Consider the following 26,205-nt stretch of genomic DNA (forward strand, 5'->3'; position numbering starts at 1 on the left):
TCCCGGTATTTTATTTAAGTTCATGATCTAAATCATAATTGCCATGGTCAGGCTGATAGACTCTAACATAATCAATTTCAAATGTTTGTGGGAAGATCGTTGTTTCATCAGGATACCCCGGCCAATTACCACCGACTGCCAAATTTAATTGTATATAAAATTCACGATTAAAGGGTGCAGCACCCGGCTCATTGTTCGCTTTCTCATCTTTACGCGTAAACCATGAGGATGTATGATAATACTCCTTATCGTCGACATACCATCTCATTTCGGTGGGTGTCCACTCCAGAGCAAACACATGAAACTTTTCAGCAAACGATCCCTCGTTCAGCTTCATTTGTCCCCCTTTATAATAATGAGGATTACCCATATGCAAAGTACCGTGCACCTGATCTGGTGCATGTCCGAGAGATTCCATAATGTCAATTTCACCACTACTTGGCCATCCACCGTATTTATCCATATCCGTCGGCATCATCCAAATCGCTGGCCACATTCCTTGTCCAATGGGTAATTTCGCACGAAATTCAAATCGACCATAGGTCCAATCTGCCTTATCCTTCGTGATCAGTTTCGCTGAAGTGTACGGTTTCCCCTCATGCTCCTGCTTCAAAGCCTTAATCACTAACTTTCCGTTATCAATATACGAATTAGCTGAATCATTGGTATAAAATTGATCTTCATTATTACCAAAGCCCCAGCCACCCGTTTCGTGCTGCCACTTCATCGTATCAATTTCTTTACCCTCAAACTCATCATTCCATACGAGCTTCCAGCCGTTCTTTTCCTGTAGGATTGTTGTCTGGTTGTCTATTGTACTGCACCCCATTAATAATATGATGAAAATCATTGCACTACACACTGTCCTACTGATAATTCGCATACGCCCCCCTTTATTATTCTCCCGTTATACCAGAACGCTCTACGCCTTCAACAAACCATCGTTGCAGGACGAAATACAAAATGAGTAGTGGAACGATCGTCAGGAGCGTACCCGCAAGTCTAACTGCCTCATTCAACTGACTTCCTGGACTTCCCGGCGGATACACCTTATTGTAACTATCGGTGAATCGCTGTAGCTCAAGCGGCAATATCGTCAGTTCATTTCCGAAGTAAAGACCAGCTAAATAGGTTTCATTCCAGTACCATACGAATGAGAATAGGAAAACAATAATGATGGCCGGTACAGACATCGGCACAGCAATTCTATAAAATATTTTAAAACTACCTGCGCCATCGATTTCCGCAGCCTCCTCAAGAACTGTCGGAATGGTCTTAAAGAACTGGTAGAAGATAAGGATGAATAAAGCACTCTTCAACCCTTGCCCCAATAAGGCCGGGTAAATAAAGGTTTCCAACGAACCCAGAAGTGCATATTTCTTGAAAAGAAGATAGGTTGGCATCATCGTAATTTGTGATGGGATGATGAACGTTGCTAACATCAAGAGAAATAGTAGCTTCTTGAATGGAAATTCAAATTTCGCGAAACCATATCCGATAATTCCACATGAAATGGTTTGTAATAACGCTGGAAGTCCAGCCACAAGAATGGTCTGCATTAGCGTATTCCCATAATCCAGAACTCGCCACGACTTAGTATAATTCTCAATATACAGCGTGGAAGGTACCCATTTAATCATAGAATTAAGTAAATCATCCAAGCTCATGAAGCTGTTAACCAGCATAAAGAGCACAGGATATAAATAAACGAAACCGATCGCGATGAGAAGGAGATACACCAACGCCTTAAACACGTATCCGTCATTCTCTCCCATTCCAAACATCAGCTTTCGAATCTTGATAGCTGTGTCCATCGTTTGTCTTTTCCACATGGCGTTCTCCTCCTTACCGTTTCTTCAGGCTGAGCAATCCAGTCCAGATTGCAAGCATGAGCGTAATAATAATGAAATAAATCCACGCCACCGCAGTAGCATAACCGAAGCCCGTTATCGTACTGAACATATTATTCTTAATCAGAATAATGATTTCATTCAATGCAAACGTCGAGACGTAAACGATCGTGTAAATGACATTCACAATGACAAGCGGCATAAGCATCGGAAGTGTTACCTTCCAGAACGATTCCCAAGGAGACGCTCCATCTATACGAGCTGCCTCATACAGTGATTGATCGACCTTCTGCAAGCCAGCCAGAAAGATAAGTATTTGTACACCAGAGAACCACAAAACCATAATGATCTGCTTAAACAAGTACATAATTGGCGCAGCCACAAACGGATTCAAGCTATTCTCTATCATGGTGAACATGCCATACTGTTCAATGTTCGGGATCGAAGTGGCTCCTTGACTTAGTAACTCGTTAATAACCGGGCCACTCGTAATGATCACCGGAAGGAAAAAGATCGTTCGAAAGATCCCACGAAATTTGATTTTTTGGTTGATCAGAAGAGCGATGATTAAAGAAAAGACGATAATAATCGGTATATTAAGTACCATCTCCTGTAAATACTTCAATACCTTTTCTATGAAGACTGGATCTGAGAAAAAGGCGTATTTATAATTTTCCAGACCAATATATATTGTCTTGATCCCAACCGGTGTAATCTTCACTTGATGGAAGCTGAGATACATCGAGTGAACCATCGGATATAATGTAAAGATGAGAAACCCCACAATCCACGGTGAGATGAACGTTAGCCCGATGATCTGTTTTCTACGTTTATTCGTTATTTTAATTTTAGCCATCAGCGGTTCACCTCGATTACTTGAAAGCCTTTTGCCGGCACACTGATATTCCCACTGCGATAGTCATGGTTCGTATAGTTCACAACAATACTGATTCCGTTATCGTAAATCACCTGTACAATACCATCTCCGAGCACTACTCTATCTTCCATCGAAGCATTCCTTACTGGTTGTAACGCTTCATTTAGAGTTCGATAGGTTTCTGCCATAGGCTCGCGCCAATCCTCATAGGAGGAAGTATAGACATCATTGGAATTCGTATTTTTGAGCTTATAGGAAGACTCATGAGTCAAGTAATATGACGGAAACGATGCCGTTTCGATCATACGCAGCAAATTCGTTTGCGGATTAGCAAAAAAGTTACTATAAGGTGCATAATAGTCCTTGTATCCCTTCAACACCATCTGCACGAATGGTACCGTCTCACTAATATAAATATACTGCGAGGACTCTAGCGGAATATCTAATAATTGATCCGCATAAGGAAGCATGTAATCGTTCGCTTTATACATCAATACAGAAGGGATAGCCTTTGAGAGCTCATTCATAGTAGCCAAATAAGTTTCTGCTGTATCGCTACGACTGGATGTATCCCCATCAACCATTTCGGAGAACAACACTGAACCCGTTGAGTCTACAGCCACGCCTGATATATTCTGATCTGTATATTTCTTAATATTTTGTTGAACAATCCTACTTGTACTCTCAGCAGATAGATAATACATCTTGTCATATACCTGCCTGTACGTCGGCAAGATTAGTAGCGACTTATCTATTCTCTTAGCTGCATCCGACTGTGCAGAGAATCGTTTAGAGGTTTCATAAGCTACTGTAAAATCACTATATAGATGAAGCTTCCCACCCTGTTCTGAGATTTCTGCATCCAGTCGCTCGAAGTCACTGCTGGAACCGATCTTCTTCTCATATTTGACAGGAGTTGGACTACTTCCAGACAAACCACCTTCGTTCCATCCTTTAAAGACAACGTTCACACTCCCAATGCCACTATTTCTCATGTCCTTCAGCATTTCTTCTAATTGTGTGACAGTCGTTAGTGGAATAAGTCGTTTCGAGAGCATCCCATTCTCTGTTTCAGCTCCAAGCACATCTACCTGTATCGGAATCGCTGCAACGCTCTCTTCCTTCTTCATAAGAATATCCTTTTCCACTAGATAGTTTCGGTACATCTTAGCCATACCTGTATAACTGGCGTTCTTCCCATTCAGAAATGTATAGCGAATCTGCATGTCCTCTGGGTGTCTCATCTTCTCGAAAACAACAATTCCCCCCATGGATCTGCTCGTTGGCTGTTGATAGGATTCTCGGGATAGGAACTGTACACCTGTCCAGTTATATGACGTATTGACACCGTTCGGGTACGCTAGAAGTTTCGCATTGTATTGACCCTTCTCCACAATACCGAACAATCCATTCTCTCCTTCACCATGCACAATACCGAATATCGGATACTGTACAGTATTCGGTGCGTTCGTAAAGACATCCGAAGTAACCGTCTCTATTCCCTCATTCACCCCATATATTTTTGCTTCATAGGGGATTTTAAACTTACCTTTATTATCTGCAAGTCGGATCAATGCCCCAGGTCCATCAGGGATAAGCATGTATCCATCCTTCTCATCCGCTTGGGTAGCACCAAGGAAGGGATAGACGTAAACAGATCCAAGCTTAAATTGATCGCCTTCAATAATGCTTTGCTGTGGAATATGGACGACCAGCTGATCCTGCTCCAGCCCAACATGAAGTTCCATTCCAAGCTTCAAATCATTTAACCGAATAATGGCTTTAAATCCATTCTCGCTCGGCTCAAATTTTATGGACTTATTCGTCTGTGAGACGAGATCAGTTCTGGTCGAGTTTGCTTTTCCTTTTTCAAAATATTGTAATGACAATCCAGAGGCCATGAAGTTTCTCCATGATTCATTGGAAACCGTATCGACAATTTCAGAGTCCCATATATATCCCGTTGATTTATCCACAACTTGAATAGAAAGATTCTGTTCCTTAAGTCGGAGCTCCAGTCGATCACTCTCCGCCACCTTCTGGTACGAAGATGACAACGTTGTTCCCTTCACTTCATTATCCAAGAATACCTCCTGCTGTAGAGAATCCAGTACTAATTCTGTATTCTCTACAGCAGGCCCCCTATTCACGAATATAAAACATGCTATAGTTACGGTCGCCAATACGATGCAGACTGTTACTATAGACTTGATCCATTTAGAGTTCCGCACGTACCATCAGCTCCCGTATGACAGAATAAACAAAATCGTACACTTGATCGAGTAATACATACACGATAAATAACACTAGACTCAGCATCAGCATGCCAAACAAAGTAGTCAGAATATTACGAATCGTTTCTTTTACAGTGAAATCGTGAATTTCCTTTACCATCATAAACATGAGTATCGTGCACCAAACGATAATAATTGTATTCGAGAAACTAAAAAGGAACATATCATTATAGGTCAGTACGTTCGAGACAATGACGATGATAGGACTAAACAGTAAATATGGCGCCATAGAATAAATAGTTCCAATATACACCTCTGAAAATTTACCTTCGCCTTCATTAATTGTACTCACCAAGTAGTTCGCGATAACCCAAAGCCCGAATGGTGCAAAGACCTTCGCAATTTCCTGAAGTAGAATTAAATTGGAGGGTTCCACTTGATTAAAGATAAACCCTGTATAGTACAACGAGAATATATATTCTAGGAAGAAGATAGCGTATAAGCATGTAGCCGACCCTATGGAAGTTCTCTTCTCCTCCTTAATACCATAAAATCCGTCAAAGGGATTTTTTATAAACTGGAATACATATAATAATTGACGAACAAACGTCGCTGACAAGCATCTTCGTTTCACTCGAAGTAGAGGTTCCAGCATATTTGTTCTACGATGTAGCCATCGCAGTAGGAAACGTAGTACAAACCATGATACTAGTACATATAACACAGATATTAGGTTTTTTTGAAGCCATAGATTGCGCACTTCCCAAAAGGCATTTGAATACCCTTCTTTATCATTGGCAATCTTATATTCCTCAATCGCCTTAGTATATAATTGCTGCTTGTAATAAGCGTCCGCTAGACCCTTATGAGCTAAGTCGAACAGATTATTCTGTCTCAGCACCTGCATCCACGGATCACGGCTCTTAATGTAATGCCCTTCCTTATATAACTCCAGCGCATGGTGAACAAGATTCGTAAATTCAGTTGGCTCAAAAATTTGAATATTATTTCTTTCTTTGTCGATAACGTAAATATTGTCCCGCGAATCCAATGCAATACTCGCTGCATTCTGGAATAAGCCTATTCGCGATCTGCCATCATCTGGTGCACCGAAAGCGAACAGTAGATTTCCTTCAGTATCAAATTCATAAATAAATCCATTTTGGCTAATCGCATACATATTCCCTCTCTGAGAAACAAAGATATCTGTATATTTCGGATCAAACGTCATATTCCTTGGAAGTAGATTAAACCCCGAAATATTAAACCGTTTAACAGACTTACCTTCATCTCCTTGCGTAATTGTATAAATTAGCCCTTTCTCATCAATGGCGATGTTTGTTGTAGAAGGGGGTATATTCTGGAATAACTTCTCTCGCTGTGCATCAGTGAAAATAAACTGTTCTAGCATCATTCGTAAGCTTGCTTGGGACTCGTTGCTTCCGAAATACCCAAGAAAGTCGCCGTGCGAGCTCATCTGAACGACTCCATTGGTCGTACCCTCGCTAATGATGTATACATTACCCCGCTTATCTACCGTTACCTTTAACGGTTTGAACGGACTACTCTTGATAAATAGTGGGGAGTCTGGACGATCGAACGTTTGCTTCACCTCACCGTCCACGCTAAACTTTATAACTTGACCTATCCCACCGTCGGCAACGTATACAGAACCCTGATGATCAACAGCTACGCCTGTCGGTGTCTTCAGTACACTCTCACCCATCGTACGAACGAAGTTTCCTTCATCATCCATGATGACGATGCGGCTATTATTCGTATCCGCCACATAAATATAATCGTGAGCATCTATAAAGATATCGGAAGGATCGGAAAATTCCATCCCTCCCACTTGATTAATTGAACCTATTGGATAATAAGCATCCTGTGTTCGAACGAACTGCCTGTTATGGTCTTCCGTATAAGTCTTGGAAGGCGCCTCTGCCAATACTACAGATGAGGGCCAGGTCCATAGGAAGACGACGAGAACAAGCAACAATATCTTACCGAATTGTTTTCTCATGATTGTCTCCTCTATTTCAGGCCTGAATGTGCCATCGTATTCATAACTTTACTTTGTAGCAAAATGAAGATGATCAGGTTCGGAACGAACATAATCAGAGAAGCGGCAGCCGACATCCCTTGACCAGCAACTGTATTTCCAGAAGATGATACGATCGTGCTCATAAAGAAAGACAATGTCTTTAGGCTCTCATCATTCACATAGTAATTCGACGTCTCCACATTGTTCCACACCGCTTGGAAAGCAAGGATCGCAACCGTAGCAAGGGCTGGCTTGATAATCGGTACCATAACTTTTCGGAAAACTGTGAATTCACTCGCACCATCAATAATGGCTGCCTCTTTAAGCTCCTCAGGTACCTGGTCAATAAACTGCTTCAACAGGAATAACCCGATTGGCATCGCTAGAAGAGGTAAAATATGAGCTAAATACGTGTCTAAAATTCCCGTTTCATTTACAACCAAATAACGTGGAATTTGCACCGCAATGGGTACGAACATTAAAGCGAGCGTATTGACCTCAAACATCACTTTGCTTAGCTTGAATTTCATCTTAGCCATCGCATATGCGGCTAGAGCACTAATCGATACAGATAAGAACATAACGAGTATAGTAACTACTAAGCTGTTGAATATAAACCTACTGAATGGAATACCCGATGTCGATGTCGTAAAGAACAGATCTCGAAAGTTATCGAGCACTGGCTTCTGCACGAAAAAGCGTGGCGGGAATGCAAACAGCTCATCAATCGGTTTAAATGCATGTGAAATAATAAAGACGATCGGTAGCATCATAAAAAGAGCTAATGGAATAAGAATCGCGTAAAATTTCAATTGACCTCGCTGAAATTTCGCTGGATTTATTTTTGTACCTTGATAAGACATTGTGCTTGCACCCCCCCTACTCTTTCTCTCCGAATAGTTTCCAAGAAAGTCTTGACAACATATAAATACCGATAATTAAAATAACCGATATAGCGCTCGCGTAGCCCATCTCATAGCGAATAAGACCGTAATCCGCAATATGGTTGACTATTAACTGACCTGAATACTGTGGTGTCGGGTTCCCGCCCGAGAGCTGAACGCCGATTTCACCAGCTTGGAACGTGGTGACGACAGCCATTACTGCACCGAACAGCATTTGTGGCTTCATCGAAGGAATCGTAATATATATAATTTCCTGGAATCGATTCTTGATGCCATCAATGTAACCTGCCTCATAGATGGTTTGGTCAATGTTTAGAACCCCTGCAAGCATCGCCAGGAAACCTACACCCATACTGCTCCATAAGGATACGATAATCATAATTGTCATTAAATAATCGGGCGATTGCAGCCATTGAATAGGTGCATTAATGAGCCCCATATTGAGCAATAGAGAGTTGACATATCCCGCTTGATCACCACTGAATATAATCGTCCATACAACTGACATCGCGACCCCCATCGTCATGGATGGGGAATAGATGATCAGTGCAAGTATTGTCCGTGACTTGCTAGGAATTTGTGACAGCATCCACGCAAGCAGAAACGCGATAATATATCCGCCCGGACCTACAATTAATGCGAACTTAATTGTGTTAGGCAGTACATATTGCATAAAGATCTCATCATGCGTCAATAGATCAATATAGTTTTTGAATCCGATCCATTCTGGCATTCCCACGGTATTGAAATACGTCAGGGAAAGCCCCATCGCCACCATAACGGGAATAACGATAAATGTACCGAACAATAAAATATAAGGTGTTAGAAACAGGTAAGCTTCATTCCATTTACGTGTCTTCATCTCTTCTCAACCCACTTGTCTATCGTTGTTATGGTTGGAACCGGATATTTCTTAATCATTTGACCATTCGCATAATATCCGAACTCTTCCATTTTGCGAAGAATCTCGCGATTTGTACGTACTACCGCATCATCAATAGCTGTCCGCGGATTGTCTCCGTTGAACACAACCCTATTCCACACATTACTAATTTCTCGTTCAACCATATAAGCTCCTGGAACACGAGACGCTTCTCGAACCCACTTGAATTGCTCTGCGATTACCTCTTTGTCTTCTTCCGGCCAAGACATCTGCTCGAGTGCTTCAAGATTAGCCGTATTCCACATAAAGGTCATGCCGAAATTCGTCTGCATGAGATTCGCAAATTCAACCTGTATCGGTGTTGATAACCACCAATCAAGGAATTCCCAAGACTCTTCCGCATACTTTGTTCCTTCAAAAATCATACCTGTCTGCCCACCTGCTGGTGCCCAGCGTGCAACTGTCCCATCAGCCTTCTCCACACCAGGATGTGGCGCAATCTTCCACGCACCTGCAATTTCTGGCGCAGCCGCTTTCAATTGAATGTAAGTATTGAAGTCGGATATGCCGACTGGCATGGTCGCATATCGGAAATGATGATAAAAATTAGGTACATCCTGTGGCAAATTATAGATTGTAAATAAATCCGTCATAAATTTCATGCCTTCAAGCGCTTGTTCACTATCAATACTGGTGCTCATGCCACTATCATCAAACAACTCTCCATCAAATTGATAGATAAATGGCGTTGTCGCATTAAATGGCTTGAAACCTTTATAAAGTGCTAACGGTTCATAGAAGTTCATGCCAAGCCGTTGCAACTCGGGTAACATTTCGACGACATCATCCCAAGTATCTGGCGGGCTTAGTTGCAACGAGTCTAGAATATCTTGTCGATAGAATAGCACCCAGAAGTTTTGCGTTTCGGGAAGCGCATATACACCGTCCTCGAAGGAAAACGGAATGATAGCTCCTTTGGAGAATTGCTTGATGCTTTCCGAATAACCCTCGAATTGGCGTAGATCTAATGCCGCTCCACGAATAGCAAGATCGTAAGGAATCCAATTACTAACACCTAGAGCAACGTCTGGCTGTGTTCCCGATGCATTAGCGAGGATGAGCTTATTCTCATCTGGCATAATAGATAGCTTCACGGCAACACCCGAATTGGGAGTAAACTTCTCATCAATCATTTTCTGCATAAGCTCCACGAAGGGTCTTGGTCGATTCACCCAAACCTCTAACTCACCTTCAGATTTCGAAGAGCTTGAATAGGATTGATTGGCGAATGAAAGAAAGAATCGTTTAACCATTTCCCACAACTTCTCGAACAATCCCGCATTAGAAGATGGTAACTTTAATTCCTGAGCTACATAAATACGATCCAAGGCAAGCGGTGACTCCGAAATACTTTGCAACAGTGTACCGAGTAGCTGGGATGCTGAAGCTGTTCCTTCGGAAAATAAATTTAGCCTATTTGGAAGTTTATCAGGCTCTTTCGCTAGTGAACGTAGCTGTTTAGCAGCTAGCTTAAGATTAACAATCTCACCAATCTCTTCAACCTTCGGGTTAAGTAAGCCTATTTCAGCATATCTTTGATCTAGATCGTCTGCCCAACTCAAGAGTTGCTGATCTAGTTCGGGCATATATTCGAGAAGGTTCCAGTCCCGATTCCGATCGCTTTTATTACCTGTAAGCTTCTTAATCTCTAGTGTTATACGACTAATTTCTTTCATCTTAGAAACGATATCTTCAGCTAGTGGACGCATATTGGATAGATTAGTCGTCATAGCAATAGTATGTTTACCTTTTTTCAAATAAAATTGATAGGGTGTCTTTCCGTCTCCCAATGTCTCATTTCTCCACTTCTTCGTGAAGTGGAAGGCATAATTGTCCATTTCAAGGAAAGGTACAGCTCCATCAAGCTCAATCCGACGAAAAACGGGTAAATCATATAACGAATCTTGCATGTATTTAAAGGAAATGTGATAATACCCGTCCTGCGGTACATCTAACTCCCAGCTCAATGACTGCCCCCCTTGTTTGAAGGATATTGGGTCAATGATATTAAGTAGAAGTTTCCCTGTTTCATAGGGGGTGAGTCTACTCTCTCTTGCGGATGCAGCCCGAATAGATGAATCATTCTTGTACAGCGGTTGTTCCGCTTCGATGATTAGTAGTTCCTCCACCTTCTTCGAACTTCCATCTACTACTGGTTGAGATTCTACATAGTTACGATACGCCTCTACCTCAGTAGGGGCTTCTATTGTCACATTACCAAGCAGCATTTCTCCCTTGGTGTTGACGATCGTAATCGAATTTTTCCCTCGATCAAGCTTAAATTTAAGAGGCTCCATATGAAAGTAGCTTGCATCCATGGCGTACACTGTTTGCCATTTCTTCACCTTCTGCGAGCCTGGTAGCAGTTCATTACCGTACCTATCCCATTGTTCTGATATCGATTTGTTCTCCCACAGACTTGGGAACAGAATTCGTCGACTCTCATAGAACGGATACTCTCCATTAATTTGTATATATCCTTCAGTAGGCAATATACTGTCATCCATAATGTAATAATCAAAGGCTAACTGATATAATCCAGTTTCATCGACATAGACTTCTAATTCAGTTTTAGTATTCTTATCTAAACGCACTGTTTCTGCATTGTATCCAAAGCTATCCTTTTGAAGAACCTTCAGGTCAACATTATCCTTATCTTTGCTAGGTGAAACTACCATTTGTGTTTCTTGAATGATGGGGACATCTGACCATTCCTGCAATTTCTTCGTATAACTTTGTTCAAGAAGCTGAAACGAGCCTGCTGTTGATGTTGGCTGAGACGAGTCCGCTTGAACCGAATCCGCTTGTACCAGCGGGACGATCTGCCCACTGACAAGAAGAGTTGTGATCATTATAGCTATTAGCAATCTTTGATAGTTTTTTCTCATTGTCTCTTCCCTGCCTATACTTCTTAGTAATGCTGTAGGTGCGAAGAAGTTGATTGATCCCACGCACCTACAGTCAGAAGATTATTGGTTTAATCGTTCCATCGCTTTGCTAACAAACTCATTCGCCTTATCTTCCAGTTCCTTCGCTTTATCCGCTGGCTTCAATTCACCATTTGTGAATTTCTCCGCAATTTTCTGCTCATCATTCGCCCAGACATTGTACTCCCTAAATCCTGGTAGCGTCTTATTGTAGTCTGGAACTGCATTATCAAGCAGTTTAAGTGCTGCTTTCATTCCTTCTAGCTTTATTTCTCCGTCAATGACTGCCCAGACTTCTGGAAAATCAGCAATCGGGAATTTATCAACACTTACTCCCAATTCTTTGTACATCTCAAGACGCTTCAACCATCCGTCTTTGCTCCAAGACATGAACTTCATTAGTTCATAAGCGGCTTCTGGGTGCTCTGTTGTGGATGATACACCGATATAGTCAAGCACAACCGGCATTCTTTGTCCCGCATCACCACCAGGGTACGGATAGAAGTCCATCAATCCAGCCCCGGATTTCTCCATTTCTGCTGGTAGCGATTCCATATTCCATGAACCGTCGATCCCCATTGCAACATGACCTTTCTGAAGCGGCCATGCACCTTCATCTCCAAACACCTTTATTTTCTCTTCTTTGGTCATCCGCTCTTCGACCTTTAAATTACGAAGTTCTATTTTTTGATTATAGCCATCGATCCATTGTTGGTCGGTGAAATGGAATTTCTCTCCGTCAAACGTGTTATAACCTAGGGACTCAACATTAGCCATTGGCCAATGCTCATCAAAAGACAAGTTGCCCCATGGTCCTCCAATTCCATAAATATGCTCTGATGGATTTGAAACTTTCTTAGCAATGTCGATCATATCCGTAATTTTCCAATCGTAGCTTGGCAGTGGAATGTTGTTCTTCTCCAACAACGTCTTGTTTAAATAGACGCCCATGATGAACTGGAATGTAGGTGATGCCATCCGCTTGCCTCCATAAACAGCTTGTTTCGAAACATTCGAATAGATGGCTTGCGTTTCCTCATCAGCATCCCAATAAGGTGTCAGATCGAGAAGCCATTCATTTTCTACACCCACCGGCACATTCTCCAGCCAAAAGACGTCTGGTAAATTGCCAGCGCTAGCGGCAGCTGTTAAAGCGTCGGTCCATGGCCAGTTAATGGTTTCATCTTTTACGACAGTAATATTAGGGTATTTCTCTGTGAAGGCCTCTAGCAACTTGGCTTCCAAGCTTTTATCTTCCCAGCTTGCAAATTTCAGTGTAATCTTTTCATCTTTCCAGGAAGGCTCTTTTTCTTGTTCCTTCGTTTCTGTTGCCGGCTGTTGTGCCGCACCTTCATTTGCCGGCGTATTGCCACCTGAGCAAGCAGCTAATACAGATACGACCAATAACAATACCAGTGATACAATGAACATTTTTCTGTTTCTCATTTTGGTATCCCCTTTGCCTCATTTTTATATTGATACACTTACATGTACCCGGAGTCAGGTATAGATTGGTATCGATTTCATAAATGTCTTAAACAAACATTCTATGAAGTCAATTTGGATGCTATCTAATCAAACTGTAAACGGCTTACACGCCCTTAGGTAGCATTAGCTCGTTTCGCAGTGAAATATATGTAGAATTTAAAAATTACACTCTCTTATAATTAGAAGAACCACGAATCTGTAATTGAGAGTCGATCACGATTATACGATTATGATCTATCGGAAGTTCACCTTTAATTTGTTGTATCATCATATCCGCAATGGCATAGCCCATTTCAATCTTTAATTGATTAATGGTGCTTAACTGTGGCGTTAGATACCTTGAAACTCTCTCATTATCTACACCAAATACAGCAAGATCCTGAGGGATAGATATATTCGCTTCCAAACAGGCCTCGTAAATACCTAACGCCATCTCATCATTCGCTGAGAATACGGCTGTAAAATGAAGACCTTTGGCCCAAAGACGCTTAATAGCCGCATAGCCTCCTTTTTTATTGAAGTCGCCATTTTCTACACTTTCCTCACGGAATGGAATGCCATGCTCCTTTAACGCCATCTTATATCCTTCGAGACGATCTAAACTATCTATCGCGTTCGTATAGCCGCTAATAAATGTAATATCTGTGTGCCCCTGCTCAATGAGATGCTCAACCGCTTGCTTCGCACTTTGCACCGTATTCGTTTGAACGTTACATGTGTTTGGTAGCACGATACCCCGCCCAATTGAACCGATCAGATACCCCCGATCGACAAATTCCATTACCTCTTGATTGGATAACATAGACGCTGTCAAGATCATAGCATCGATACTCCTGTTGGATAGCAATTGAAGATAATCCAATTCAATATCCTTGTTGTTTTGTGTGTCGCAAATGACTACCTTGAACTTCTCAGCGTACGCCTTATTTTGAATGCCTTTAACTAAATTAGTGTAGTAAGAAACCATAATATCTGGCACAATGACACCCAGAGTCAACGTCTTTTGTTGGCGTAAGTTTTTAGCCGCCGCATGAGGTACATAGTTCAATTCTCCGATAACCTTTAACACCTTTTCCCTAGTTTTAGCTTTGACTAGCGGATTATCGTTCAATACCCTAGAGACGGTCGTCGGAGAAACATTTGCTGCTTTTGCTACATCAATAATTTTAATATCCATTACAATTCGACCCCTGCATTTCATTTTTAGTCTAATTCAAAAGCGCTTTCATTTACCTCATTTGAAATATATCATGAAATGAAATCGATTTCAATACTCTTTTTTGGAAATTATTATTTTTCTGTTCTGATGTTCATCTACAAGAACTATTTTATAGATTAGTTTTTAGCTGACAGAAGGCATTCCTCAAAAAGCCTTCTGCCAGATATTCACTTTATCGTTATATCATCAAGATTTCCCGAATTTCTTGCTCAGAGAAAGCGGACAACGCTTGTTGACCTGGCTGAATAACTTCATCAATCAAGTTCTTCTTTTTCTGCTGAAGTTCATACATCTTCTCTTCCACAGTCCCCTGAGTCACAAGACGAATGACTTGCACGACCTTCGTCTGTCCCATACGATGTGCACGATCTGTGGCCTGTTCTTCCACGGCAGGATTCCACCAAAGATCGTAGAGGATCACTGTATCTGCTCCAGTCAAGTTCAGACCTGTACCGCCTGCCTTTAATGAGATCAGGAACACGTCTTGCTCACCCTCGTTGAATCGGTTGCACAGCTCTACCCGCTCGAAAGCTGGAGTTTTACCGTCCAAGTACAAATAGGATACTTCCTGATTACTTAGTTCACGACTGATCAAACCTAGCATTTCCGTGAATTGTGAGAATACTAATATCCGCTTGCCCGCACTCCGACATTCCTCGATCGTCTCCATGAGTTGCTCGAATTTAGCCGAGCTACCCGCATAGTCTTGGACAAACAGAGCGGGATGACAACACAACTGGCGAAGCCTCGTCAAACCAGCTAGAATCTTGATCCGATTCTTCTGGAAGCTATTCTCGTTCAGATGCTTCACTGTCTCATGCTTCAGCTCAGCCAGATAAGCTACATATAGTTTCTTCTGATCCGGTAGCAGTTCAGAAATCTGTACAGACTCGATCTTATCTGGCAGTTCCTTCAATACATCGCTCTTTAGACGTCGCAGTATAAACGGGCGAATTCGCTTCGCTATGCTGTCGCGGGTTAAGTTAGCGAAGCTTTTTTTATTTGAGAATAATTCCGGGAAGACAACATCAAAGATTGACCACAGCTCATCAATCGAATTCTCCACGGGCGTTCCCGTAAGTGCAAAACGATGTCGCGCCTTAATTCTTCTAACTGTCTGAGCGATCTGGGTATTATGGTTCTTAAAGGTCTGTGCCTCGTCCAAAATCAGCGTGTGGAACGTAGCTCCAATATACTGCGCCAAATCTCTACGTAACAGCGGATATGAGGTAATAATCACATCTACTCCTGACACATCATTTAACACACGACTGCGTTCTTCTTGCGTACCATCAACGATGGTTGTGAGAACTTCTGGCGCGAATTTCTTCAGTTCATTCCTCCAATTGTAGACAAGGGAAGCAGGAGCGATAATGATTGCTGGGATCTTGTCCTTTCTAATCTCAGGCAGTACGGAGACGATGAATGCAATACTTTGCAATGTCTTTCCAAGCCCCATGTCATCTGCTAATATCCCCCCGAATCGATAGTGAGCCAGCGTCTTCATCCACTGATAACCATATTGCTGATAATCCCGAAGTACCTTACTCAGTGTTTCAGGAACGGGAAAGTCCAGCAGATCTGGATTACGCATATTCTCAAGCAGTCTACGAAATGATTTTCCCAATCTAACGGCTTTACCTTTATTCTGGTCATCCATCATATGAAGCCCACGAACGACAGGTATCTGGATCTCAGAGCCTACCATTTTCCCTGTACCGATACCCATTTCATTCATGAAATGAAGAATCTCTTGAAACTTCTCACCCTCTAGTGGAGCTAAAGCACCATTCGGCAAACGATAATATCTCCGCTTTTCCTCCAACGACTTCAATAGGTTACGGATTTCCGTCTCAGGAATCCCTTCGATATCAAACTTGAATTCTAACCAATCATGTCTTGAATCCATATCTACAACGATCTTTGGAGCCGTAAGACCTGTGTGAATTCTCGATTTCACAGCGGTGGTAGCATATACTTCGAGCATTTTCTCCAGTTGCGGAACGATATGATATAGAAATTCGTATTCGGCATCCTCATCAGCCAAGAAATAGCCTTTTTCCGTCTTCGCAAATGTGCCTTTCTCCATAAGTTCGAGGATTCTTATCTCAAGTTCGCCATCCCGTATAAGGATAATATGATCCCCTTGCGGTTGGCGATTCTCCTCATCCAGAGGATTAATCACGACTCTGCCATATTGAAACTCCAATCCTGCCAGCAATCGATCCTTCACGCGGTCCAAGTACAGCTTAGCCTTAAGAGGAGTCCGTACCATCCGTTCGGAAACAGTCTTTGCAATATGCACGCTCCCAAGCTTCATTAGTCCAGGGATGACCTTTTCCATAAAAGGATCAAGTTGCTCCTGTGGGATCTGGATGATCTGCTTGTGGGATTTCCCAATCATATGCTTGAGTTCAGCAAGTCGCTTACATTCGTCCAAAGGCAGCTTCACTAACCTTCCTTGGAACAGGATGACTCCGTAAGATTCCATGACAGTAATGCTATCCAACCCTTCAACATCCAAGTGATACCCATCCATTCGAGAATGGTTAAATTCGAACTGAAGCGGAATTCCCCCCTCGGATATATGTATCCCATCGACCACTCTATCACCCTGTGCCATTTTCACCTTAGGAGCCTCACATAATAGTTGCAACAACTTGTCCCAGTACAATGGAGGTATCATCACGATCCGATCACTATAGGTTGAAGATTGACGATACATCTCTTCACTGTTATCCATAAGAAGGAGCTGTTGAATCACTTCATCATTCTCTTTGGTAAAGCTGTGGATCTCCGGATCATACGTAAAGTTGTTGGAGAATACATACGACTCTCCCCGTTCAATTCTTTCAAGAAATTCTCTGACGTTCCTTACAATATACAGCCGATTCATTCCAACCTTGATCTCCATGCCGAACATGAGCTTGTCATACCCTGAGGGGACCGGTCGGCAAGTGAACTCCACTTGAAGGGGGGTTCTTGAATCGAAATAAGTCCGCACACGGCTAGAGCGACGAGGCCTATCTGTGAACAGATCCAATATAGATTGGGCCAGTTGATTCTCCTTACTCGAAGTCTCTACGAATCCCTGTTCACTCTCACGCTGCTGTAGTTCATAGATATTCAGTAGCACCGCAGCGATATGTTGGCAGTAAAGCTCATATGAAGATAATGTGGGACATGTACATTCAGCATACATCTCTCCGCTAGAATCTGTTCTCACCGTAACTTGCTCGCTACTTTTTCCTTTGACGGTCGCTTTATATAATCCAGTTTCAGAATCGGTATATGTAAAAGTCACTTTGCTAGCTTTGTAGTAGGCTTCTCCTTTATCATAGGAGGTCTTTCCGCACCATAGCTTAATGAGGCTTGGCGTCAACTGAACATTCACTAATCTAATCCTCCTGACAAAAGAACTTTATATTAGTTCTAATGATAACAGATATCTACCCTTTCAATTTATTGATAACTTAATTATTGGCATACATACACCATTTTATTTCCAGAATGGCAGACGATCACCTACATTTTTTCAAGCCAATTTCCCAACTGAAGTGATTCATTCCTACATTCATTTAAATACAATCATTGAGGATTTTGCAGGACTCTCTTTATAAAAGCTATTTTTATCATGATTGTTATAAATTAGACACAACTTCTTCAAGACTATAGCTATATCGGGCTATATGGAAAAAATATCTTATTGGGTACACTAGAATATGAATGCTAACACTTCAGATAATCCTAGGACTCGGGACATGCAACTTTGTAGGGAAGTCTAGGGTTATGTTGTGTTTCGTTGCGAATACGCACATAAAGTAGAGGGGGAATTCACAGTGAAAGAAAGTTCCTTATATAATGTCTGGTGGCAACATTCGGGAGCCCTACCTACGATTGCGTCACATAATGATCATTGATATGAGTATTTATCGCCGGCGCATACTTCATATAGTCGTTTTGTTGATCCCGCTAAGTGTAGCATGTCTAGTACCTTCCTTTTCTTTCATAACTTTTGCAAGCTCGTCTTCCAATGAACCCATGGTTTCCCTTCAGGAAATAATCGATCAGTCCAGTCCAGGGACATCCATCGTTCTTGAATCGGGTACTTATCAAGGCCCAGTCATCATTAATAAAAAGCTTTCTATTCGTGGGGATGGATCTGTGACTCTGTTAAACAACACGCAACAATCAGCCATCGCGATTCATTCGAATGGGGTTACGCTACAAGGAATAAACATTCAGCACAATGCTGACGGCGAATCAACAGCAATCGAAGTAACTGCGGATGAAGTAACATTAGAACAACTTAGAATCCATACGCGAGGATATGGGATCAAGCTTCGTGAAGCAAACAGAGGAATAATTCAGAATAACGACATTAAGTGGTTCATACCTAAGGGTGCGGAGGCTGGAAAAAGGGGCAACGGAATCGATCTTTACAACTCCCATGACAATCAGATTGAGTACAATGAAATCTCTTATTTACGGGATGGTATCTATCTAGAGAATAGCCACAATACAGTGGTGAATGGGAACAAGCTGTTTCATTTGCGCTACGGTATTCATTGTATGTTTATTGATGGTTCTCATGTCACTGACAATGAAGGTGAGTACAATATGACGGGCGCTATGGTTATGGGAGTCACGAATGTAGTCGTGTCCGGTAATTCCTTCCGCAAACAAAGTGGGAATGTTCATGCACAAGGTATTCTGTTGTATGACGTGCATAGGTCTTCTATTGAAAGAAATGTTGTTGAGGGCAATCGTGTAGGTATTTACATGGAACAATCATCAGAGAATCAATTAATGGATAACGCTGTGCTTAGAAATTTCATAGGCATTCAACTCAAGGATGCTGAAAGCAACCGAATTCATAGTAACGCATTTATCGCTAATGTCATTGAAGCCGAGGCGGTTGACAGCAAAGATAACGAAATAAAAGGTAACTATTGGGATTCCTTTCAGGGATTAGATTTGGATCATGATGGAACAAGTGATATTCCTTATGCGCTTAACCCATTCTATCAAAATTTAATCAGTCGAAATTCTGCGTACCAGCTGTTTTTCCAGTCACCTGGGATGACCTTTTTGAGTGATATGTTTACGGGTGGAAGAGAGCATTGGTCTGCGGATAGCTCGCCGTTAATGAAATGGAATGTAACGACTCCAATGGAGACTGCACAGAAGGACGGGACTGCGATGGTCACCGGTTGGATGCTACTATTTATATCTATTATTATCATTATTTATATGGGGGTATTACGTTCATGAAAAAAATTAAAACTGCTTTGGTATTGGTACTTGTGATGTTATTACTGGCTGCCTGTGGGCAAAGGTACGAGGCACTTCCGATTAACGAAGACGTTGATATTTGTACTATTTGCAAAATGCAGATCAAGGATGATGCCTTTGCGACACAATTGACGACGAAAGATGGTAAAACCTATAAATTTGATGATATTGGTTGTATGAACGAATGGAAAGAACAAAATGGAACTGAAAATATTGGCATGGATTATGTTCGTGACTATAACGACAATGAGTGGATTGAGTTTAAGAAGGCAACTTATGTATACGATGATTCACTTCGTACTCCAATGGCCTATGGCATAGTCAACTTTAAGGACGAAAAGTCTGCGGAAGCTTTTATTGCAGAGCAAGGTGTAGGGAAAATAATGAACGCTGAAGACCTCTTGGCCCATGATTGGAAACAAAGTCAGAACATGATGCATGATGAAGAGCATACCAGTGAAGGACATATGAGTGAAGGTATGGACAGTCATAGTGAAATGACTGACGATTCAAACCACAAGTAACAAAGGAAGCTGGAGATGTGATCATGATTGATATGATGCAAGTAGCAAGAAGAGAAATAAAAATGGGATTTCGTAATCCCTGGGCATACTCTTTTCTATTCCTCTTTTGTACGTTTAGTCTAAGTTTACTAATTATTAATTCTCAAAATATCGTTGAGGGATACTCTGGAATTACAGGGTCCATGTTAAGCCTTATTTTATATCTTTTACCGCTGATGACCCTTTTCCTCGGATCCTTTTCATTAACCTCAGAAAAGGAAGAAGGAAGCTGGCAGCTATTATCCACTTATCCTATAGGAACCATGTCTTTCATTGTTGGGAAATATATCGGTTTATCTATCGTATTATTGACTATCGTGGCTTTCGGATATGGCCTCATGGGTTTCATGAGTGGATTCATTGGGACAAGTTTTGATTCAATGACGTATTTCCTCCTTTTGGTTTTTTCATGTGGATTAGTCCTGTTATTTTTAACCGTGGCTTTGTTTATTGGATCTCTATCTAGAAACCGTTGGCAAGCGTTGACCACCTCTGTATCGATATGGTTTTTCACCATCATTGCTTGGCCGACCGTTCTTATATCGGTATTAGGACTGTTGCCGTATTTATGGATAAAACCATTACTGGTGGCTTTGACTCTTATCAATCCCGCTGAATTGGTACGTCTATTTGTCGTAATTAAGCTTGGTGGAGGTTCCGTATTAGGTCCTGAATATTATCAGTGGGTAGAATGGATTCAGAAACCGAGCGGTAGCTTGCTATTTGCAACGTTCTGCTTACTTTGGATTGTAGGCTCCATTATCGTTGTGCATTGGATTTGGGAAAGGGGACGTTCCCGTGGATAAAATTATAGCTGAGGTCGTTGGATTATCCAAAATGATAAAGAAGCAGACCATCGTTCAAGATATCAATTTCAATATCGCTTCAGGCAAAGTTCTGGCATTATGCGGGGGGAATGGAGCAGGAAAAAGCACCGTTTTGCGGATGCTTGCTGGAATTATGCAACCTACTTCGGGGGACATCATCGTAAACAACTTACGCTGGAGCAAGGAAAGGAAGCTCTTTTCTCAACAAATCGGGTATATGCCTGATGATTATCAATTTAACCAGGGGCTGACAGCAGAAGAGGCTTTATCTTTTTGGGCGGCACTTCGAAGAGTTCCTAAACAGAGGGTACAAGAGGTTCTCGCTATCGTTGGTTTAGAAGATAAAAGAAAAGTGTTGGTAAACACATTCTCAAAGGGGATGCGTCAGCGTATTTTATTTGCTCAGGCGATATTAGCGAAGCCACCCCTGCTTATTATGGATGAACCCACCAATGGATTAGATCCATTCTGGATGAATGAGTTTGTTCGATTATTAAAAAATATCAAGCAAGAGGGTCATTCAGTTGCCTTCTCGACGCATCAACTTGAAATTGCGGATGAAGTAGCTGATCACGTTGTTTTCTTGAACAATGGTAGAAATGTTGGGGAAGGCTCTATTGAGCATCTTCGTGACAAATATGGCTCCATTCAAGCTGCATTTAATCATAGTCTTGGTCTGAAATGAAGGTGTGTTATTTGAAGAGTACAAGGATAGATATTCGACGTATCATTACAATATTGGTTATTGTAGCCGCTCTGACTACGGTAGTGTGGACTATAGTTCAATCTAACCCGTCTTTCGAACATTCAGGGCCAAGTAAGATAGAGGTTGGAGCGGTTGCTCCTGACTTTGTGGCAACGAATATGGAAGGACAACAAGTTCGCCTGTCTGAGTATCGCGGAAAGGTCGTATTAATTAATTTCTGGGCCTCATGGTGCATACCTTGCATCAGGGAGATGCCGCTTATTCATAGTGTTTTCCAATCACAGGATAAAGATGTAGAAACATTATTCATCAATGTCGGAGATACCAAAGGTACCGTTAATGAATTCATGAACGATCAACAATTTACCTTCCCTGTTATAATAGACATCACTGGAAAGGTATCGGGTCTGTATGGGATTACAGGGTTGCCCGCAACTTTTATCATTGACAAGTCAGGAACATTTAATAGGGTTATTGTGGGTGAGGTGACGGATAATGCATCATTAAGGGGATGGTTAGAAGATGCTAAGTATTCACGTTAGCCATCCACATCCCATCATCAATAGGTGCATAAAGCACACCTAAATTCGGCCATATTCCCCTATCACTAGGTTTAGTTGCACAAAGGACATCTAATTACTGGAAAATCATCCTTTTTCACTATTTCCCCTGTTTTAACTGTCGTTGGTGCAACTATTTCTCTCCTACCACCCTTTTCCTTCTTAGTAAGTACCGTTTGTACAACTATTCCTTCTTCTATCCAACTCCATGTAAGAAGTATTTTTCCAAAGCGTAGTTCTCCTAAAGGCTTATACTTTCTGGTGTCCATTAGAAAAGGCTGTGCTGTCCTTTTTCAAGGATTTTTCGCTTCCGATGCTAGCGATACTTCGTATCGCTTAAGTTTATGCTCCCGGTGCTAGCGATACTTCGTATCGCTTTTAGCGCCTTCAATAAACTCCATTAATTCCTTGTTGAATTGTTCCCGCTGCTCGTAGAATAATCCATGGCCGCTGAATTCGAACCACACGAGCTTTGCATTCTTGATACCTTGTTGCTGTGCCAGAGCTAATTGTGGTAGGCAAATCTTATCGTGAATCCCATGGAGAATTAAAGTGGGAACATGGATGTGAGCGAGATCAGAGAACAGACTTTCGTCTCTAAAGGAAACAGCCACCTTTGCCGTCGCATTCCCAGATGCCACAAGTCCCAATTGGAAGAACCACTCAGAGAATGGCTTGCTAACATACTGAAAGAAGAATAAGTCTCCTATTCCCCGTAGCATGTTCGGGCGATCACTGTACGTTTCTTGAACAAATTTAGTTACATCCTCTTTCGGTAGACCATAAGGGAAATCGGATCGCTGCGTTACACTCGGCACAGCAGCCCCAAAAAGAGCAAGTTTAGACACTCCATACCCGTTATGACGAACCATATAGCGAACAGCAATCGCTCCCCCATACGAGTGACCCGCCAGCGTAAAATGTTGCAATTGGAGTGTTTCAACCACACAACGAACATCATCTGCCATTCGGTCCAAAGTATAGCCATCCCATGGCTTATCTGACTGACCAAACCCCCTCATATCGATGCCTATGCACCGATATCCCTTAGCTGGGAGCACATTGAATTGATATTCAAACTGCTTATGGTTTAACGGCCAACCATGTATAAACAGTATCGTCTTGTCACCTGATCGATTGACATCCTCCACATAAACTCTTACATCAGGCTCAACCTTAACATAATATCCCATCCTGATTCCCCCGATTCGTAAAAGTCTCATCAAAATCAAGATACTCAGTTAGACATCAATAGGTGAATACCTATTCGTTACGTTTAATTATTCCTTCTTCGTGGTCGATCCTCGATATTGATCGATGAAATCCTCCAACATAGTCTTTCCCAATGACACTGGTGTCGCTACTGTAAACTCGTCTGTGCGCGACTTTGTTCATTCAATAGGATGTTTATTTAAAATTGGAAGTACCTGTATCTATTTCGACATTGTCAAAGTGACTTCGACTATACAAAAATAACTATTGCTTTTTCAAATGAAATCAATATAATTAAATCATAGTTAATTCATAGGAATAATTTATTTTAGGGGGATAACAATGAAAAGGTCATTTTTGATAGTCATTCTGGCAGGATTGCTAGTAGGTCTGTTAGCAGGTTGTTCTACAAACAGCGGATCGAAGGCTGAGAGTAATACAATTCGGATCGGACTTGCTGCTCCAATTTCAGGAACTCAAGCGCAATATGGGCAAGCCTTTAAGAACGGTGCTGAACTGGCGGCTGCTCAAATTAACGATGCGGGTGGAATCAATGGCAAGAAGGTAGAAATCGTCATTCAGGACGATAAAGGAGATTCTAATGAGGCAGTTAATGTAGCTAACAAATTAGTATCGGATAAAAGTATATTGGCAGTGGTCGGTCATTTCAACAGCTCTGCTACATTAGCAACGGCTCCGGTTTATAACAAGAATAAAATTGTACAGATCTCACCGTCTTCAAGTGCTCCTGGTGTAACTGATGCGGGTGAGTACACATTCCGTGTTATTACGACAGATGCATTTCAGGCGGATTATTTGGCAGACTGGTCTAAAGAGTTAGGTTATGGCAAGGTCGCACTCATCTATGAGCAATCTGACTTTGGGTTAGGCTTACTTGATGTCTATCAAAAATCAGCTCCGGATAACAACATCAACATCGTTGCTGCGGAAGCATATAATCCCGGAGATAAAGATTTCAGCACTATTTTAACGAAGATCAAGGATAAGCAGCCCGAAGCGATCTTTATTGGCGGCTTTTACAATGAAGCGGCATTAATTGCCCAGCAGGCACAAAAACTAAATCTGGATGTGGACTTTATTGGTGTGGACAGCCTCTATTCTGAAGCATTGTTTGAACTCGGTGGAGACTCAGTGGAAGGCCTAAAACTGATCGGCTTCTTCTATCCAGGTGGAGACAATGAAGCGGCAACTAAATTTGCCGATGATTATCAAGCAACTTATAACAGCAAACCAGATACCTATGCTGCTTACTCCTATGTCGCTACCTCAGTTGTCATTGAAGCGATTAAGGAAAAGGGTGCAGATCGGGAGAGCATCAAGACTTATTTGGAATCATTGAAGGACTATAAGGGTGCTACTGGCGTACTGAGCTTTGATGCAAATGGGGACGTCGAAACCATTCCTTCACGTTTGACGATTCAAGATGGTAAGTTTGAACTTTTCAAGTAGAAACGGCTTCGCCGTCCTTTTTCAAAAAGCTTATGCTTCCGATGCTAGCGATGCTTCGTATCACTTTAAGGCACCGGTTTCAGCGGAAATATAAGAAAGTATCATGTGAAACTTATACTTCCTTATATTTTAAATAAACACTAAATTAGCAAATCCGGAGCAGGAACAGTAATCTCAATTCCTGCTCCCTGGCTTCGAAAGGATAACACTATGCTCCTTCAACAGTTGACAAACGGTTTGACGATCGGGGTCATTTATGCCCTGATCGCTCTTGGTTATACGATGGTCTACGGCATTTTGAAAATCGTAAATTTTGCTCATGGTGATATTTTTATGATGGGTAGCTTTCTTGGTCTATTCTTCATGAAAGAGCTAAACATGCCGTTATATCTCGCTTTTCTATCATCTGCTGTTGTAACCGCTGTGCTCGGGATGATCATTGAACGGTTGGCTTACCGGCCGCTTCGCCTGGCAGATCGTATTGTTCCTCTAATCAGCGCGCTAGGAGTATCAACTTTCCTGATCAGCCTCGCACAGAAGTTATGGGGAACAGAAATGCGTCCTTTTCCGACTACATTCGGCAGCCGCACATTTACGCTCGGTAGTGTAACATTTTCGGAGATTCAAATTCTAATTTTGGTTCTGTCTTTTGTATTGATGCTTGGGTTGCACTTGTTTGTACAAAAGAGCAAAACAGGAACAGCGATGCGAGCTACTTCTATGAGTTTGACCAATGCGTCTTTGATGGGAATTAATACTAACCTCATGATTAGTATTGCATTTGGGATAGGTTCTGCACTTGCTGCATGTGCGGGAATTATGGTGAGTATTTACTACAATGCGGTATATCCAAGCATGGGCTATATGGCAGGGATTAACGCCTTTACGGCTGCGGTTCTTGGGGGGATCGGGAATATTCCAGGAGCTATGCTTGGTGGAGTTTTGCTAGGACTTGTTGAAACCTTGGGCGGTGCCTATATTTCTTCGCAATATAAGAGTGTTATTTCTTTCGCTATTCTTATTATTGTGCTACTGATCAAGCCAACAGGCATACTTGGCAAAAAAGATATTAACAAGGTATAGGT

Annotated in this window: 20 protein-coding genes; 7 read left to right on the top strand and 13 right to left on the bottom strand. The window is 41.8% G+C overall.

What is annotated here, in order from left to right; translation table 11 throughout:
* Positions 1-10 precede the first annotated feature (10 nt).
* The 11 genes from ACP8HI_RS20755 to ACP8HI_RS20805 all read right to left on the bottom strand — a co-directional run bounded on the left by ACP8HI_RS20755 (position 11) and on the right by ACP8HI_RS20805 (position 17,881).
* Complete coding sequence (locus ACP8HI_RS20755; protein WP_438348048.1) at positions 11-883, bottom strand: glycoside hydrolase family 16 protein; 873 nt, start codon at positions 881-883, stop codon at positions 11-13.
* Between the two features lie 13 nt (positions 884-896).
* Positions 897-1,832, bottom strand: a complete 936-nt coding sequence (locus tag ACP8HI_RS20760; RefSeq protein ID WP_438348049.1) for a carbohydrate ABC transporter permease — start codon at positions 1,830-1,832, stop codon at positions 897-899.
* Between the two features lie 13 nt (positions 1,833-1,845).
* On the bottom strand, positions 1,846-2,706 hold the full coding sequence (locus ACP8HI_RS20765; protein ID WP_438348050.1) for a carbohydrate ABC transporter permease: 861 nt from the start codon (positions 2,704-2,706) through the stop codon (positions 1,846-1,848).
* Positions 2,706-4,958: a DUF5696 domain-containing protein gene (locus ACP8HI_RS20770; RefSeq protein WP_438348051.1), complete on the bottom strand. Its 2,253-nt coding sequence runs from the start codon at positions 4,956-4,958 to the stop codon at positions 2,706-2,708. The genes ACP8HI_RS20765 and ACP8HI_RS20770 overlap by 1 nt, the downstream gene beginning before the upstream one ends.
* Positions 4,945-6,984 carry a YIP1 family protein gene (locus tag ACP8HI_RS20775; RefSeq protein ID WP_438348052.1) on the bottom strand — a complete coding sequence of 680 codons (2,040 nt, stop codon included), beginning with the start codon at positions 6,982-6,984 and terminating at the stop codon, positions 4,945-4,947. The genes ACP8HI_RS20770 and ACP8HI_RS20775 overlap by 14 nt, the downstream gene beginning before the upstream one ends.
* Positions 6,985-6,995: 11 nt before the next feature.
* Positions 6,996-7,868 (bottom strand): carbohydrate ABC transporter permease, encoded by an 873-nt coding sequence (locus ACP8HI_RS20780; protein ID WP_438348053.1) that lies wholly within the window; start codon positions 7,866-7,868, stop codon positions 6,996-6,998.
* Between the two features lie 16 nt (positions 7,869-7,884).
* Positions 7,885-8,772, bottom strand: a complete 888-nt coding sequence (locus ACP8HI_RS20785; RefSeq protein WP_438348054.1) for a carbohydrate ABC transporter permease — start codon at positions 8,770-8,772, stop codon at positions 7,885-7,887.
* A complete protein-coding gene (locus tag ACP8HI_RS20790; protein ID WP_438348055.1) occupies positions 8,769-11,741 on the bottom strand; it encodes an extracellular solute-binding protein in 2,973 nt (990 codons plus the stop codon). Before ACP8HI_RS20790 ends, ACP8HI_RS20785 begins: the two co-directional genes overlap by 4 nt.
* Before the next feature lie 81 nt (positions 11,742-11,822).
* Positions 11,823-13,226: an ABC transporter substrate-binding protein gene (locus ACP8HI_RS20795; RefSeq protein WP_438348056.1), complete on the bottom strand. Its 1,404-nt coding sequence runs from the start codon at positions 13,224-13,226 to the stop codon at positions 11,823-11,825.
* Positions 13,227-13,431: 205 nt separating this feature from the next.
* Positions 13,432-14,445, bottom strand: a complete 1,014-nt coding sequence (locus ACP8HI_RS20800) for a LacI family DNA-binding transcriptional regulator (protein ID WP_438348057.1) — start codon at positions 14,443-14,445, stop codon at positions 13,432-13,434.
* A 220-nt stretch (positions 14,446-14,665) separates the two neighbouring features.
* Positions 14,666-17,881: an SNF2 helicase associated domain-containing protein gene (locus tag ACP8HI_RS20805; protein WP_438348058.1), complete on the bottom strand. Its 3,216-nt coding sequence runs from the start codon at positions 17,879-17,881 to the stop codon at positions 14,666-14,668.
* Between the two features lie 503 nt (positions 17,882-18,384).
* Here ACP8HI_RS20805 and ACP8HI_RS20810 point away from each other — a divergent pair.
* Genes ACP8HI_RS20810 through ACP8HI_RS20830 form a run of 5 tightly spaced genes read left to right on the top strand, consistent with a single transcriptional unit; the run spans position 18,385 to position 22,420 of the window.
* The gene (locus tag ACP8HI_RS20810) at positions 18,385-19,761 is read left to right on the top strand and encodes a right-handed parallel beta-helix repeat-containing protein (RefSeq protein ID WP_438348059.1); all 1,377 of its coding nucleotides are present in this window, start codon (positions 18,385-18,387) and stop codon (positions 19,759-19,761) included.
* A complete protein-coding gene (locus tag ACP8HI_RS20815) occupies positions 19,758-20,306 on the top strand; it encodes a nitrous oxide reductase accessory protein NosL (protein ID WP_438348060.1) in 549 nt (182 codons plus the stop codon). Before ACP8HI_RS20810 ends, ACP8HI_RS20815 begins: the two co-directional genes overlap by 4 nt.
* Before the next feature lie 23 nt (positions 20,307-20,329).
* Positions 20,330-21,151 (top strand): ABC transporter permease, encoded by an 822-nt coding sequence (locus ACP8HI_RS20820; RefSeq protein ID WP_438348061.1) that lies wholly within the window; start codon positions 20,330-20,332, stop codon positions 21,149-21,151.
* Positions 21,144-21,857, top strand: coding sequence for an ABC transporter ATP-binding protein (locus ACP8HI_RS20825; RefSeq protein ID WP_438348062.1), 714 nt, complete (start codon positions 21,144-21,146; stop codon positions 21,855-21,857). The genes ACP8HI_RS20820 and ACP8HI_RS20825 overlap by 8 nt, the downstream gene beginning before the upstream one ends.
* Positions 21,858-21,868: 11 nt before the next feature.
* Positions 21,869-22,420: a redoxin domain-containing protein gene (locus ACP8HI_RS20830; RefSeq protein ID WP_438348063.1), complete on the top strand. Its 552-nt coding sequence runs from the start codon at positions 21,869-21,871 to the stop codon at positions 22,418-22,420.
* A 71-nt stretch (positions 22,421-22,491) separates the two neighbouring features.
* On the opposite strand, the gene ACP8HI_RS20835 is transcribed toward ACP8HI_RS20830, so the two are convergent.
* Entirely contained in the window at positions 22,492-22,707 is a 216-nt protein-coding gene (locus tag ACP8HI_RS20835; RefSeq protein WP_438348064.1) for a hypothetical protein, read from the bottom strand.
* Positions 22,708-22,794: 87 nt separating this feature from the next.
* Positions 22,795-23,631 (bottom strand): alpha/beta fold hydrolase, encoded by an 837-nt coding sequence (locus ACP8HI_RS20840; protein ID WP_438348065.1) that lies wholly within the window; start codon positions 23,629-23,631, stop codon positions 22,795-22,797.
* Between the two features lie 361 nt (positions 23,632-23,992).
* Between ACP8HI_RS20840 and ACP8HI_RS20845 the strand changes: the two genes are divergently transcribed.
* Together ACP8HI_RS20845 and ACP8HI_RS20850 are read left to right on the top strand one after the other, a co-directional pair.
* Positions 23,993-25,120, top strand: coding sequence for an ABC transporter substrate-binding protein (locus ACP8HI_RS20845; protein WP_438348066.1), 1,128 nt, complete (start codon positions 23,993-23,995; stop codon positions 25,118-25,120).
* 210 nt (positions 25,121-25,330) lie between these two features.
* The gene (locus ACP8HI_RS20850; protein ID WP_438348067.1) at positions 25,331-26,203 is read left to right on the top strand and encodes a branched-chain amino acid ABC transporter permease; all 873 of its coding nucleotides are present in this window, start codon (positions 25,331-25,333) and stop codon (positions 26,201-26,203) included.
* The last annotated feature ends 2 nt before the right edge of the window (positions 26,204-26,205 follow it).

This window comes from Paenibacillus sp. FA6, from assembly GCF_051550225.1.
Lineage (GTDB): Bacteria > Bacillota > Bacilli > Paenibacillales > Paenibacillaceae > Paenibacillus_AQ.